Below are 13,361 nucleotides of genomic sequence, written 5' to 3'. Positions count from 1 at the left end.
CTCCTCATCTAAGGCCGTACTTGTCGAGCAGGCCGTAGAGCGTTGGACGGGTAATGCCGAGGGTGTCGGCTGCCTGGGCGATGTTGCCGTTGCAACGGCCCATCGCCTTGATTACGGATTGATATTCGGCGCGGTCGCGGGCCTCGCGCAGACGCTCGGGGGACGCCTCCTGGTCCCGGTCCTGGAGGCCGAGGTCCTCCGCCGTCACCAGATTGCCGTCGGCCATGATCACGGCGCGCCGGATGAGGTTTTCCATCTCGCGCACGTTGCCGGGCCAGCTGTGGCCTTCGATCGCCCGCAGCGCGTCGGCGGTAAAGCCACGCCGCGGCTTGCCCTGCTCGCGCGCAAAGCGTTCCAGCAGCGCGTGCGCGAGCAGGGTGGCGTCGCCCTGACGCTCTCGGACCGGCGGGATCTCGATCGCGATCTCGCTGATGCGGTAGAACAGGTCCTCGCGAAAATCCCCCGACTGGATCAATGCCTGGAGATCCTGATTGGTCGCACCGATGATGCGCACGTCCACCGGGATCTCGTTGCGCCCGCCGAGGCGCTCGACCGTGCGCTCCTGCAGGAAGCGCAGCAGCTTGGCCTGCAGGCTCTGCGGCAGGTCGCCGATCTCGTCGAGGAACAGCGTGCCCTTGTCGGCATGCTCGATCTTGCCGATGGTCTGGCGCGTCGCGCCGGTGAAGGCGCCCTTCTCGTAGCCGAACAGTTCGCTTTCCAGGAGGTTTTCCGGGATCGCGGCGCAGTTGATCGCGACGAACCGTTCTTTTGCGCGGTTGCTCAGGTCATGGACGGCGCGCGCCAGGACCTCCTTGCCGGTGCCACTGTCGCCCAGCAACAGGACCGTCGCGTCGGAGGGCGCCACGCGCTCCACCATGCGGCAGACCTGCAGCATGCCCGGGTCCGAGGTAATGATCCCGGACAGCGACGAGGTGCTGCCCCGCGCCAGGCGACGATTCTCTTCCTCGAGTTCGTACAGGCGTGCGGCGCGATCCACGATCAGCCGCAGCAGTTCAGCGTCCACGGGCTTGATGTAAAAGTCGTAGGCCCCGAGTGCGACGGCTTTCAGCGCGTTCTCTCGATCATCGTTCCCCGTGACCACGATTACCTTGGTGCCGGGATTGAACGCGAGGATCTCCTCCAGAAGCGCCAGGCCCTCGGTGGCATTGGCGGGGTCGGGGGGCAGTCCCAGGTCCAGCGTGACCAGCTCGGGCTCGTGCCGACGCATGTGAGCCATCGCGCTCGCGCGATCCTGCGCCTGGAGGATCTCGTAGCCGTCCAGGCACCAGCGCAACTGGCTTTGCAGGCCGGCGTCATCCTCGACAATCAGAAGCTTGAGCATCGACTCCATTACTTTGCACCGGCCCCCGCGAGGACATGATGGTGAACGGCACGAAGAGACTTCATGTGCCGTATTGCGGAAGGCGCAGCGTGAAGGCGGTCCCCTCGCCAACGCGGCTGGATACATCGATCCGGCCACCCATCCGGACCACCAGATCCCGGGCCTCGTACAGGCCGATGCCCATGCCGGCATTTCCCTTGGTGGTCTGGAAAGGGCGGAACAGCCGCCGACGCACGAAATCCTCGTCCATGCCCGCGCCGTTATCCTCGATTTCGATGATGGCCCATTGATCCCGGGTTTTCAGGGTCATGGTTATATCGCCGTTATCCGGTGTGGCCTCCTGCGCATTCCGCACTAGATGGAGCAGCACATTCCGCAGTGCGTCGCGGTTTCCGAGGACACCGGCGGGCGCCGCGATCGCCACCCGAGGCACCGGCTGGACCTCGCGGCTGTCGCGCGCGACTTCGTGCAGCAGGGCATCCAGATCGATGGCCTGACGGGGGCTGTCGGCACTCGGCTGCGCCTTGCGCAACTGGGCCAGGGTGCGTTCCAGGCGCTCGCGGGCATTGCCGACGGTGCGGAAGGCATCCGCCACGAACTCGGGGTTGTCGCGGTGGCGCTCGGCGTTGGCACTGATCAGGGACAGCTGGGCCGAGACGTTCTTGAGATCGTGGACGAGGAACGCGGCCAGGCGGTGGAAGGTCTCGAACTGGCGCGCCTCCAGCAGGGCCTCGTCGGTCTGAACAAGTGCCACGTACACCGCCAGCTGACGGCCCGCGGTCTTCAGCAGGTCGCGCTCCTCCCAGTCGATGCGATGCCGAGCGCGCGGCTGGGCGAGCACGACGAACCCCTCCAGGCCATCGCTTTTCAGCAGCGGCACCACCGCCCAGTGACGCGGGTTATCCACCAGCCACGCCGGCAACTCCAGTCCCTGGTAGAACGCCGGGTCACGGCGGAACTCTTCGATGTCGATGACCCAGCCGGACTGCATCAGAAACACCACCAGAGCGTCGTCCGGTTCCAGCGGCGGGTAATCCGGTTCGCCCAGATTCAGCACACCATCAAGGGCGAAGGTGCCATCGTCCCGGTGGACCCAGAGCAGCCCCCCGGGGCTCTCGACCAGTTCGCCGATGGCCTGTATCGCCCGCTGCCGAAACGGGGTTTCATGGTCCGTCTGCGCCAGGGTTCCGGTGAACCGCAGCCATTCCTGGCGGTAGTCGTAGCGGTAGTTGAAGAAATGCTTCGCCAGCCAGACGCGCAACTGGGCGCGCACACTGCCGGAAAAGAGCACAATCGCCAGCAACAGCACGGCCCCGAACAGCAGGGTGACCTGCAGCAATGCGCCCAGCTCGCCCCCGTGGTGGCGCAGGTAGTACCCCGCACCCCCCACCGCGAGCAGATAGAGGCCGGCCCCGAACAGTGACGCGGTGTGGAACAGGAGATGCCGGGAGACCGTGGGACCCTCGCGCTGCGGCAGGCGCCGGCTCACCGCAACCGCCAGCAATGGCACCACCAGTGCATTGACGAACCCGCGGGCCTGCCACGACGGGCTGTCGACCGTCTGGAACAGGACCAGATCCGCGAACAGGAACAGGTCGAACGCGAACAGGCCGCCCAGCCCCAGGCACAGGAACTTGATCTCCCAGCGATTCTGCGGCGGCGTGTTGCGGTACACCTGCTCCACCAGCACAAGGCCGGCGATCGCCATCAACAGGGTGGCCAGCCCCGGCCAGACAGCACCCAGCAACTGCGGCCACAGCATCGGCACCAGGATGAACAACAAAAAGGCCGCCACGGCACTGGCCCACCAGCGCAGCGCACGCGGATCGACACCCGGACGACTGTTGCTGCCGGCGAGCAGCGCCAGCAGCACCGCAAACCATCCGGCATTGCGCGCCACTTCCATTACGCCGCCGGAGATTGCCGCACTGGTTCCGTACTGCCAGGCGAGAAAGGCCAGATAGCCGGCCCAGCCCACCGACAACAGGGAGGCCAGCACCACCCAGAGGCCCGAAGGCCGGTTGCGCCAGCGCACCAGCGTGACGACCGCGAGGATCAGGAACGCAAGCGCCGCCGTCAGATAGCTGGTCGCGGCCAGGGGCATCGTCATCGCGGTTTCAGCGCGCGCCGCGTCCGAACAGTACGACCTTGACGGTCTCGAACAGGACCAGGATGTCCAGGAACAGGGTGTGATTCTTCACGTAGTAGAGGTCGTACTGCAGCTTCTGACGCGCATCCTCGACCGAGGCCCCGTAGGGATAGCGCACCTGGGCCCACCCCGTAATGCCCGGGCGAATGGTGTGACGCGCCGGGAAATAGGGGATCTGCTCGGTCAGCTGCTCGACGAACACGGGCCGCTCCGGGCGCGGCCCGACGAACGACATGCTGCCCTGGAACACGTTGATCACCTGCGGCAGCTCGTCGATGCGCAGCTTGCGGATGATGCGCCCGACGCGGGTAATGCGGTCGTCATCCCGCACCGCCCAGCGCGCCACACCATCGACTTCGGCGTCCTCGCGCATGCTGCGGAACTTGCAGACCTCGAACGGTACGTTCCGCAGGCCGACGCGCGTCTGCCAGTAGAACACCGGGCCGCGGCTCTCCAGCTTGATCGCCAGGGCCGTCGCCAGCATCACCGGCAGGGTGATCAGCAGCAGCGTCGAACTGGCCAGCACATCGAACGTCCGCTTGATGGCGTTGCGGGTCCAGTGCTGGCGGAACCCCTCGCCAAAGATCAGCCAGCTGGCATTCAGCGAGTCCAGTTGCACCCGTTGCTGTTCGCGCTCGAAGAAACTGGACACATCGGTGACAGCCACCCCGTTCAGCTTGCACTCCAGCAACTGCCGGACGGGCAGGTTGCCCCGTCGGTCGCGGATGGCGACCACGATCTCGTGGGCCCGAAAGTCGCGCGCCATCTCCAGCAGGCTCGCGTCGCAGCCCAGCTGCAACTGGCGCGCCGGATCCTGCGGACAGTCCTTCTCGCCCTCGGTGGCGATGTAGCCCAGCACCCGGAACGGCAGGTCGTCCGGGGCCTTGTCCGGGTGGACCGTCTCGATCGCGCGGGCCCGGCTTCCGGTACCCAGCACCAGGATGCGGCGCTTGAAGGCGTCGGCGTCGGAGAAATTGCACCAGAGGGTGCGCTCGGCAACCAGCCCGGTCAGCAACAGCAGCACCCCGCCGCCGACCGCCGTTGGCGAAAACAGCGCCGCCGGCACCAGGGCCCCATACAGGAGCAGCAGTCCGCCCACGAACAACAGCGCCGGCACCAGGCGCAACAGGGAGCGCAGCGTGCTGCGGGTGGCCAGATAGTCCGACTCGTACAGGCCCGCCAGGGTGAGCACCAGCAGGACAACCAGCGTCGCCGCCACCAGCTCCGGGTCCAGCAGGCTGAGGGCCTCCGGCTGGAAGGGTGGCAAGGTCAGCACCAGGTACAGGCACAGATACGCCACCAGCAGTTCCGCGGTCGCGAGCATCAGCACGCGGCGGCGTATGTAGTGACCGAAGATGCGCACAACTAGCCCTCTCGCCGAGGCGCTTGCGCAGCGGGGTTGTGCGTCCTTGTCAGGGGGTCCATGTCTACCGTCCCCGATCCCGCAGCGTGGCGGCGACGGTTCCCCGGCGGCGCCTCAGCGCCGCGCGCCCGGAAGCCGCCCGTCGCGCCCCGGGCTCGTCAGAAGCGTCGTTCCGGAATGATCAGCGTGTCGCCGGGCAGCATGTCCACGTTGGCCGAGATGTCGCCGCCATTGACGAGGTCATCGAGGCGCACGCGATATTGCCGGCGCTCGCCGTTCTCGTTGCGCACGATCACCGCGCGGTTGCCCGCCGCGAAGTCCGTGATCCCGCCCACGGCGATCATCACGTCCATCACGCTCATCTCCTCGCGGTACTGCAGGGCCTGCGGCTCCGCAGCCTGCCCGATCACACGGACCTGACGGCTGTAGGGCCCGGCAAAGCCGGTCACCATGACGGTCACGATCGGATCGCGCAGGAAACGGGACAGCTCTTCCTCCATCGCGCGGGCCAGTTCCGTGGGCGTCTGGCCGCTGGCCTGGACATCCTCGACCAGCGGGGTCGTGATCTGCCCGTCGGGGCGTACGGCCACGCCGGTGGATAGATCCGGGTTACCGCGCACGGCCACCTGCAGGGAATCGCCGGGACCGATGATGTACTGCTCGATCACCGTGCGCTCGATGGAGGTCGGGGCCTCCGGATAATCCGTCGTGGCACAGCCAGCCATCAGCAGAGCCGGCAGCAGGATGACGAAGCCGAACCTCGGCCCGGCCTTCCGCCCGACCTTTGAAGCATTGATCAGGGACATCGCGACTCCCCCTTGGACGTTCTCGCGGTTATTGGAGGCTTCACCCGACCGGGAACCGGGCCCGCACCGCGTCCCGAAGGCTGCGGCAACTGGCTACGCTTACCGGGAATACCGGATTCCACAAGTGACTTGATGTTAGGCCCCGGTTGTGAACAGAGTCCACGTAAGGTCTTCATTCCCGGCGCCTCCGGACTAACGTTCTCGTTACGGCGCAGCCGGGCCGTCCGTCTGCCGCCAACAAGGGTGCCCCGTGGATTTTCTTTCGCTTCGTGTTCTGGCTGACTGGCTGCTGCTCCCGCCCAGCGGGCCACTCCTGATGGCCCTGGCAGGCCTGCTGCTGTATCGCACCCTGACGGGCAAGGCCCTGCTGACCGGCGGGCTGCTACTGACCTACGCCTTCAGCCTCCCGCCGGTCAGCCACGCCCTGATGGCCCCGCTGCAGGCGCCCTGGTCGCCACCCGACGCCCCAGCGCTGGAACGCGCCGAGGCGATCGTCGTGCTCGGTGCCGGCTATCGCAGCGGGGCGGTGGAATTCTCCGGCGAGACGGTCAACGACCTGGCCCTGGTGCGCCTGCGCTATGCCGCCGCCCTGCATCGGCGCACCGGGCTCCCGGTCGTCGCCACCGGCGGCGGCCCGGAGGACCGGGAACCGGAGGCCCGCTGGATGGCCGAGGTCCTCGAGGAGTTCGGCGTCACCCCGGTATGGCAGGAAACCCGGGCATGCGACACCGAGGGCAACGCCCGCCACTCCGCCGCGCTGCTGCACGAACGGGGCATGCAGCGCGTGCTGCTGGTTACCCATGCCCACCACCTCCCGCGCGCCATGGCCGCGTTCGAGCGCGCCGGGCTGGAGCCCATCCCGGCCCCCACCGGTGCCTTCGTGGCCCACGACACGCGCCTGTCGTTAGGCGCCTTCAAACCCCAGGCTAACGCCATGCGCACCAGCTGGCTCGCCATGCACGAGTACCTCGGTATTCTGTGGTATCGCTGGCAATACGGCCGTCACCCGGCATCACCGGGCACCTGACGCGCCCCGCCAGCCCCAACCCATCACCACCGGGGGCGGCGGATGAAAATGCTCGTAACAGGCGGCGCCGGCTACATCGGAAGCCACGTGACGCGGCACCTGCGCGAGGCGGGGCACGACGTCACCGTGTACGACAACCTCAGCACCGGGCACGCATGGGCCGTGGGGGATGCCGAGCTGGTGGTCGGCGACCTGGCGGATACCGGCCGCCTGCGAGAAACGCTCGAACGCGGCTTCGACGGCGTACTCCACTTTGCCGCGCACATCATCGTGCCGGAATCGGTCACCGACCCGATCAAGTACTACGGCAACAACACCCGCAACACCTTCAACCTCCTGGAGGCCTGTGCCGCCACCGGCGTGCGCTACTTCGTGTTCTCCTCCACCGCCGCCGTCTACGGCATCCCCGACACCGTCTCGGTCGCGGAGGACGCACCGCTACAACCGATCAACCCCTACGGCGCCTCCAAGATGATGTCCGAACGGATGCTGATGGACCTGGGCGCCGCCTCCGACCTGCGCTACGTCAGCCTGCGCTACTTCAACGTCGCCGGCGCCGACCCCGAAGGCCGGCTGGGCCAGGCCACCCCGGACGCCACCCACCTGATCAAGGTCGCCTGCCAGGCCGCCACCGGCCAGCGTGACGGCATGACCGTATTCGGCACCGACTACGCCACCCGCGACGGCACCTGCGAACGCGATTACATCCACGTCGAGGACCTCGCCGCCGCCCACGTTCGCGCCCTGGAACACCTCGACGGCGGCGGCGACTCCCAGGTACTCAACTGCGGCTACGGCCACGCCTACAGCGTGCTCGAGGTCATCGACGCCGTGAAACGCGCCAGCGGCGTGGACTTCCCCGTCACCCTCGGCCCGCGACGCGAAGGCGACCCGCCCGCCCTGATGGCCGACGCCCGCCTCATCCGCCAGACCCTCGCCTGGGAACCGCAATACGCCGACCTCGACCTCATCGTCCGCCACGCCCTCGCCTGGGAACAGAAGACCGCACTAGAGACCGCCTGAGCACTAACCTCTCCCTGAGGATCGCGGCCCCGTCCGATAACGGCCGGGGCAAAGGCAAGGTCTGAAGATTCGCGGGTAGACCCCGACGCTCTCGCCACCGGTGCAACACCAATCCATCACTCCACGCCGGGAAACATCCCGTTCCTCACCGCACAAACAATCCGGACTTTGATTTTTGTTCCATTTAAGCCTATGTTCAACCGTATTGAACACAGACTAGTACTGAACGAATGCGCCCGACCGACGAAACCCTCGCGGCACCTCCGCTTCTGCAGCAGGCATCCGAACGCCTGGAGCGCGAGACGGGACTACGGCCGCAAATGGAACGCGCACCCGCCCGCGGAAGCACGGCTCGGGCGGGAGAGCCGTCCGCATTCCTGCGCGTCGCCCCGGAACACACTAACCATTGCTTTGAAGTCCACGTCCTGCCCCGACTCACTCCAGTCGAACTGGGGCTGACCGCCAACCGGCTCGATCCCGAATGGCCCGCACTGATCATCAGCGAATACGTGAACCCGAAGATGGCCGACCGCCTGCGTGACATGGACATCGGCTTTCTGGACCTCGCCGGCAACGCGTACATCAACGCCCCGCCAGTCTATGTCTTCATCAAGGGCAACAAGCGTGCGGCCATGGAATATCCGGACCCCAGACCCGCGGCGCACGCCGCCTTTCAGGGCGCCGGGCTGCGCATCGTGTTCGCCCTGCTTTGCGCTCCACATCTCGTGAACTCCACCTATCGGGAAATCGCCGAGGCGGCCGGCGTGTCACTGGGGAGCGCCAGCCGAACGCTGCATGCACTGCGGGATCAGGGCTTTCTCCTGGAAACCGGCCGACGCACACGGCGACTGCATAACGTGCGGGCCCTGATCGACCGCTGGACCCTTGCCTACCCCGAACAACTGCGGCCGAAAACCTTCCTCGGGCGTTACCGCGCGGCCGACCCGGAGTGGTGGCAGGACGCCGCGCTGGAGCCCGACCGTGCGGCCTGGGGCGGTGAAGTGGCGGCCGCGCGGCTCACCAGCTACCTGGTCCCGGAACGCATCTCCATTCACACGCGAATGGCCCCAGCCCCTCTGCTGGCCACCTTCGGCCTGCGCAAGGACCCGACAGGAAATATCGAGCTCCACAAGAGCTTCTGGCCCCCGGAGTGCAACACAGACGCACCGGACCTGGCGCCCCGCCTGCTCGTCTATGCCGAATTACTGGCGAGCGGACACGAACGGAACATCGAAACCGCAAGGATGCTTGATGAACAGGGTCTGGCTGGACATCTCGAACCGGATTGACCCGTTATTGGCCGAAGCGCTGGGCGAGATCGATCGCCTGGCCGCCGATCTCCGCATCCCGTTTATAGTGGTCGGTGCGACCGCACGGGATATGGTGCTTCACCATGGTTTCGGCCTCGAGGTGCGGCGGGCCACCCGGGATATCGACCTCGGGCTGGAGATCGCACATTGGGATACGTTCCAGGATCTCGAGAACAGCCTGCTGGCAACCGGGCGTTTCGTCGCCGATCGTGCCGCCCAGCGGCTGATTTTCACCGATGGCGACCAACGCCTGCCTGTCGACTTGATCCCGTACGGCAAAATCGAGGACTCGGACCACGAGATCACCTGGCCACCCGACCACACGGTTCGCATGAACGTCCTGGGTTTCGGCGACGCTTTCAAGACGGCTCGCCTGGTGCGGGTCCGGAGCGACCCACCGTCCGACGTTCGCTGCGTCTCTCCTGCAGGCCTGGCCCTGCTCAAGCTCATTGCCTGGGACGATGGTCGGCTGGACGGCCGCCGCCGACGTGACGCGGAAGACTTTCGGCACCTTGTGGAGACGTACCTGGATGCCGGCAATCGTGATCGCCTATTCGAGGAGCATGCCAACCTGCTTGATCGCGAAGACTTCGACTATCGAGAAGCCGGGGCGCATATGCTCGGAGCAGACTTGGCCTCCCTCATGGCGCCGACGCCCCGGGCCAGTCTCGTCGAAATCCTGGAACGGGAGACAGCGCCGGACGGGCGGCTTCAGCTTGTTGGCGACATGATCGCCACCTCACCACATGATCCTGAGGACGCCACCGGCATCCTTCGAATGCTGGAAGAAGTGCTTGACGGCATCCGGGCTTCCGAAACCTGAAAGCCCCGCGCTGGATGATTCCAACGGTGAGGGCCGCGAAGGCGACCCGCCCGCCCTGATGGCCGACGCCGGCCGCATCCGCCAGACCCTCGCCTGGGAACAGAAGACCGCGCTGCAGACCGCCTGATCCGCGCCTCCCAGGCATTGAGGGCCGAATGCTATAGTCAAACCAAAGTCCCAGGCGGTCCGAAACATGGCATCGACCCTCCACGCCAGCACCGGCAACACGGCAGAAGTACTCCCGCCCCGCGAACGCGTGACCAACCTCGCGCATGCGGCCGCGGAACTCGTGCGCGAAGAGTTCGGCAACGACGCACAGGTGTTCTGGTGCGGGTCCTGGCCGCGCGGCACCGCACGGTGGAACTCGGACATCGACCTCGCCGTACTCCCCGCCAGAGAGGTTTCCATCAGCGACTGGGGCCGACTCCGCGGGCACATCGAGGACCTGCGCACCCTCTACACCTTCGACCTGGTGGATATGACCGAGGTCAGCGATGAATTGCGCAAGGAAATCGAAAGCGAGGGAATCCCGCTTTGACCACCGTCCGCGACAGTTTCGGCAAGGCCCTCGGCCGGCTTGAAGAAGCCCTGCAGGCGCCCACCAGCGACCTGGCCCGGGATGCCAGCATTCAGCGGTTCGAATTCACCTTCGAACTGGCGTGGAAATCCGTAAAGGCAGCCGCGGTGCCCGAAGGGCTGGAGTGCGCGTCGCCACGATCCTGCCTGCGATTGGCTCTGAGCCAGAGCTGGATATCGGATGAGGCCATCTGGCTCGCCATGCTGGATGACCGCAACCGCGCCTCGCACACCTACGACGAGAAGCTGGCCGAGCAACTCTACTCCCGGCTGCCGGGATATCTGCCCGCCTTGCGGCAGCTCCAGGCCGCGCTACCCACCTGAGAGCAAATCCCCAGGCAACCAGCACTCAAGCAAGCCTGTACTTCTTCCTTTACAGGACCGTCCGACGGGCGAGGTGCAGGAGCCGGGCGGGCAGTTCGTAATCCAGCTCCCAGACGATGCTCATCGGCTTGCTGCCTTCGTGGTGCTGGTAGCGCACCGGGCCGCAGAAGGTGAATGGCTCACTGAGGCCCGTCGCATCACGCTTGGCCCGGCGAATGAACAGCATGGGGGTGTAGCCACACGCCTCGTGGTGGATGTAACGCTGCCCGGTTTCCGAGGTGGGGGAGGTGCCGGACTGTGACTGCCAGTGGAACCGCCGCTCGTTGAGGGCGTAGTCCTCGTACATGGTGGTGGGCGAGAACTCCTGCTCGGATTTCTCCAGGGTCACGAACAACGCATCGACCCGCCGCTCCGATACGTGCCGCACACCCTCCTGCTGGGTGATCGGCTTCTCCAGGCTGCCAAGTCCCAGCGCCAGCAGGATCTGCTCGCGGGTGTAGGACGCGTGCAGTTCCAGCGGCCCCGTCTGCTCCGGGAAGGTGATGCCGCTGGCGGGGACGATACGCTCGTGTCGCCAGGCGGCGACTTCCTGGAGATCCCGGTACAGGGGGCGCTGTTCGCGGACGAAGGCATCCACGGCGGTTAGGTCCCCGTCCCCCGGCCGCGTCTTGCCCCATAGGGTGCTGTGGACGAGGGCCAGCCGGAGCCGATCTTCTTCGGCAAGCTGCTCCACGTTCGCGGCCGGCTGCGCCAGATGGGTCTGCAGGGTTTCCAGCAACTGGTAATCGTCACACCGCGCCAAGCGCTGCAGCCCGCGTTTGAGGCCGCTGGCATAGGGCCCCAGCGCCTCCGTCGATTCCCCTCCGCAGTCCGCGCGCAGCCGGGAGGGAAGGTCCTTGCGCAGCAGGTCTTCCGCATCATCCATATGCAGGCAGTCGAGCATCTTGGGTAGGGTGGCGGAGTCGATGTCCTCCCGGAAACAGTCCTTCAGCTCGCGCACGATCTGCGGGCGCTGGCGGTTGATCTGTGCGCGGATGTTGTCGAGGACGCGCTGGGTGGCCAGGCGGTCGAGGTGGATCAGGCAGCCGCTGGGCAACCACGGGAAGCCCTCCTGGATCTGGTGATCCACCCGCTTCTCCGGCCGCGCGCTCAAGGCCCGGAACCGATCGGCATAACGAAAACGCCGATCCTGCGGCGCGACGAGATCCAGCACGGTTAGGTGCGGCTTGCCCTCGTGCAACCGCAGGCCGCGACCCATCTGCTGCAGGTAGACCGTCAGGCTCTCGGTCGGGCGCAGCAGCAAAACGGTGTCCACCTCCGGCAGGTCCACACCCTCGTTGTAGAGGTCCACCGTGAAGATGAAGCGGATGCGCCCCTCGCGCAGGTCGCGCTGTACCGACTGCCGCTCGTGATCCGAGCTGTCGCCAGTCAGCACCGCGCTAGGCACCTGCTTGGCTGAGAAATGTTCGGCCATGAATCGCGCATGGGCACGACTGATGCAGAAACCCAAGCCCCTGACCGAACCGAGATCCGTGGCGTGTTCATGGGCCTGCTGCAGGACCCAATCGGCGCGTGCCCTGTTGCCGGTGAACACCCCTTCTAGTTCGTCGGCGTCATAGCCCCCGCGCCGCCAGCCCACCCGGCTCAGATCCACCGACTCATGGTCGGCCACACCAAAGTAATGGAACGGCACCAGCAGGCGCCGTTCAATCGCATCCGGCAGGCGGATCTCATGGGTGTAGCGCTGGCCGAAGTGCTGGCGGATATCGTCGGCATCCGTGCGCTCCGGCGTCGCCGTCAGGCCCAGCAGGCACTTGGGCCGCACATGCTCGAGGATTCGTTGGTAGCTGCCGGCGGTACTGTGGTGCGCCTCATCCAGCACCACGTAATCGAAATGCTCCGGGGCCAGCCGGTCGAGGTCCCGTGCATTCCAGCTCGCCACCGTACAGAACAGATGGCGGTCCTGACTCGGGCGCGCCCCGCCCACCAGCAAGTCACCAAACTCGTGGTCCTGTAGTACCTGCCGGAAGCTCGCCATCGCCTGACGCAGGATCTCCTCGCGGTGAGCGATGAACAGCAACGACGGACGCCCTTTATCCGCCTGCTCACGCGCAAAGCGCCGATAGTCGAACGCGGCGATCATCGTCTTGCCGGTCCCGGTGGCGGCGATCACCAGGTGGCGGTCGATCCCCGAACGGCGCTCGCGCTGGATGTCCTCCAGGATCTCCTGCTGAAAAGCATACGGCCGCAGGTCGAAGAACGCGGTGGCGTCTTTCTGCGCCCCGGGCCCCGAGCTGGATTCCGACTCCAAGGCCTGTCCTGATTAGCGACGAGAGTCAGCCAGGCTCACTGGGTGAGCCACCCCCGGGCGTACGCTGAGGCTACACAGCGAGCGGAGGGTGCCACCATGGCGCAGAATCGGATTCAGTTTCAGCCGGGGATGTCGTTGCCGGCATTCATCGCCCAGTACGGCACCGAGGCCCAGTGCGAGGCGGCGCTGGAACGGGCCCGATGGCCGGACGGCTTCCGCTGCCCGCGTTGCGGGTGCCAAGCCCACTGCGTCCTGCACGGCAGCCCGCGCAAGATGTTTCAGTGCAACGCCTGTCGGCATCAGGCCT

At 66.3% G+C, this 13,361-nt stretch carries 12 protein-coding genes and 1 pseudogene; 8 read left to right on the top strand and 5 right to left on the bottom strand.

What is annotated here, in order from left to right:
- Positions 1 to 4: 4 nt before the first annotated feature.
- From prsR to F572_RS0106000, 4 genes are all read right to left on the bottom strand, one after another.
- Complete coding sequence (gene prsR, locus F572_RS0106015) at positions 5 to 1,342, bottom strand: PEP-CTERM-box response regulator transcription factor (protein WP_017941932.1); 1,338 nt, start codon at positions 1,340 to 1,342, stop codon at positions 5 to 7.
- 61 nt (positions 1,343 to 1,403) lie between these two features.
- A complete protein-coding gene (gene prsK / locus F572_RS0106010; RefSeq protein WP_017941931.1) occupies positions 1,404 to 3,452 on the bottom strand; it encodes an XrtA/PEP-CTERM system histidine kinase PrsK in 2,049 nt (682 codons plus the stop codon).
- Between the two features lie 7 nt (positions 3,453 to 3,459).
- Positions 3,460 to 4,854, bottom strand: a complete 1,395-nt coding sequence (locus F572_RS0106005) for a TIGR03013 family XrtA/PEP-CTERM system glycosyltransferase (protein ID WP_017941930.1) — start codon at positions 4,852 to 4,854, stop codon at positions 3,460 to 3,462.
- Between the two features lie 158 nt (positions 4,855 to 5,012).
- A complete protein-coding gene (locus tag F572_RS0106000) occupies positions 5,013 to 5,660 on the bottom strand; it encodes an XrtA/PEP-CTERM system exopolysaccharide export protein (RefSeq protein WP_017941929.1) in 648 nt (215 codons plus the stop codon).
- 250 nt (positions 5,661 to 5,910) lie between these two features.
- Between F572_RS0106000 and F572_RS0105995 the strand changes: the two genes are divergently transcribed.
- The 7 genes from F572_RS0105995 to F572_RS0105965 all read left to right on the top strand — a co-directional run bounded on the left by F572_RS0105995 (position 5,911) and on the right by F572_RS0105965 (position 10,743).
- The gene (locus tag F572_RS0105995) at positions 5,911 to 6,687 is read left to right on the top strand and encodes a YdcF family protein (RefSeq protein WP_017941928.1); all 777 of its coding nucleotides are present in this window, start codon (positions 5,911 to 5,913) and stop codon (positions 6,685 to 6,687) included.
- Positions 6,688 to 6,729: 42 nt separating this feature from the next.
- Complete coding sequence (gene galE / locus F572_RS0105990; RefSeq protein WP_018158419.1) at positions 6,730 to 7,710, top strand: UDP-glucose 4-epimerase GalE; 981 nt, start codon at positions 6,730 to 6,732, stop codon at positions 7,708 to 7,710.
- A gap of 230 nt (positions 7,711 to 7,940) precedes the next feature.
- On the top strand, positions 7,941 to 8,999 hold the full coding sequence (locus tag F572_RS0105985; protein ID WP_017941926.1) for a type IV toxin-antitoxin system AbiEi family antitoxin: 1,059 nt from the start codon (positions 7,941 to 7,943) through the stop codon (positions 8,997 to 8,999).
- The gene (locus tag F572_RS0105980; RefSeq protein ID WP_026143015.1) at positions 8,962 to 9,843 is read left to right on the top strand and encodes a nucleotidyl transferase AbiEii/AbiGii toxin family protein; all 882 of its coding nucleotides are present in this window, start codon (positions 8,962 to 8,964) and stop codon (positions 9,841 to 9,843) included. The genes F572_RS0105985 and F572_RS0105980 overlap by 38 nt, the downstream gene beginning before the upstream one ends.
- Complete coding sequence (locus F572_RS15775) at positions 9,815 to 9,970, top strand: hypothetical protein (RefSeq protein WP_017941924.1); 156 nt, start codon at positions 9,815 to 9,817, stop codon at positions 9,968 to 9,970. The genes F572_RS0105980 and F572_RS15775 overlap by 29 nt, the downstream gene beginning before the upstream one ends.
- Before the next feature lie 66 nt (positions 9,971 to 10,036).
- Positions 10,037 to 10,381: a nucleotidyltransferase family protein gene (locus F572_RS0105970; protein ID WP_017941923.1), complete on the top strand. Its 345-nt coding sequence runs from the start codon at positions 10,037 to 10,039 to the stop codon at positions 10,379 to 10,381.
- Complete coding sequence (locus tag F572_RS0105965) at positions 10,378 to 10,743, top strand: nucleotidyltransferase substrate binding protein (RefSeq protein ID WP_017941922.1); 366 nt, start codon at positions 10,378 to 10,380, stop codon at positions 10,741 to 10,743. Before F572_RS0105970 ends, F572_RS0105965 begins: the two co-directional genes overlap by 4 nt.
- A gap of 49 nt (positions 10,744 to 10,792) precedes the next feature.
- Here the strand turns inward: F572_RS0105965 and F572_RS14760 are convergent.
- Positions 10,793 to 13,060, bottom strand: a pseudogene (locus tag F572_RS14760) (DUF3427 domain-containing protein); the annotation flags it as partial.
- A gap of 90 nt (positions 13,061 to 13,150) precedes the next feature.
- Between F572_RS14760 and F572_RS14755 the strand changes: the two are divergent.
- On the top strand, positions 13,151 to 13,361 hold a 211-nt coding region (locus F572_RS14755; protein ID WP_038033888.1), incomplete at its 3' end, for a transposase.

Origin of the sequence: Thioalkalivibrio sp. ALE14 (genome assembly GCF_000376845.1) — a bacterium.
Classification (GTDB): domain Bacteria; phylum Pseudomonadota; class Gammaproteobacteria; order Ectothiorhodospirales; family Ectothiorhodospiraceae; genus Thioalkalivibrio.
This window is presented reverse-complemented; position numbering and strand designations above follow the sequence as displayed.

Bases quoted from the DNA above. Each gene is read 5' to 3' on its own strand.
- galE (WP_018158419.1), top strand. From the start codon at position 6,730: ATGAAAATGCTCGTAACAGGCGGCGCCGGCTACATCGGAAGCCACGTG.
- F572_RS0105985 (WP_017941926.1), top strand. From the start codon at position 7,941: ATGCGCCCGACCGACGAAACCCTCGCGGCACCTCCGCTTCTGCAGCAG.
- prsK (WP_017941931.1), bottom strand. From the start codon at position 3,452: ATGACGATGCCCCTGGCCGCGACCAGCTATCTGACGGCGGCGCTTGCG.
- F572_RS0106000 (WP_017941929.1), bottom strand. From the start codon at position 5,660: ATGTCCCTGATCAATGCTTCAAAGGTCGGGCGGAAGGCCGGGCCGAGG.
- F572_RS0105970 (WP_017941923.1), top strand. From the start codon at position 10,037: ATGGCATCGACCCTCCACGCCAGCACCGGCAACACGGCAGAAGTACTC.
- prsR (WP_017941932.1), bottom strand. From the start codon at position 1,342: ATGCTCAAGCTTCTGATTGTCGAGGATGACGCCGGCCTGCAAAGCCAG.
- F572_RS0105980 (WP_026143015.1), top strand. From the start codon at position 8,962: ATGAACAGGGTCTGGCTGGACATCTCGAACCGGATTGACCCGTTATTG.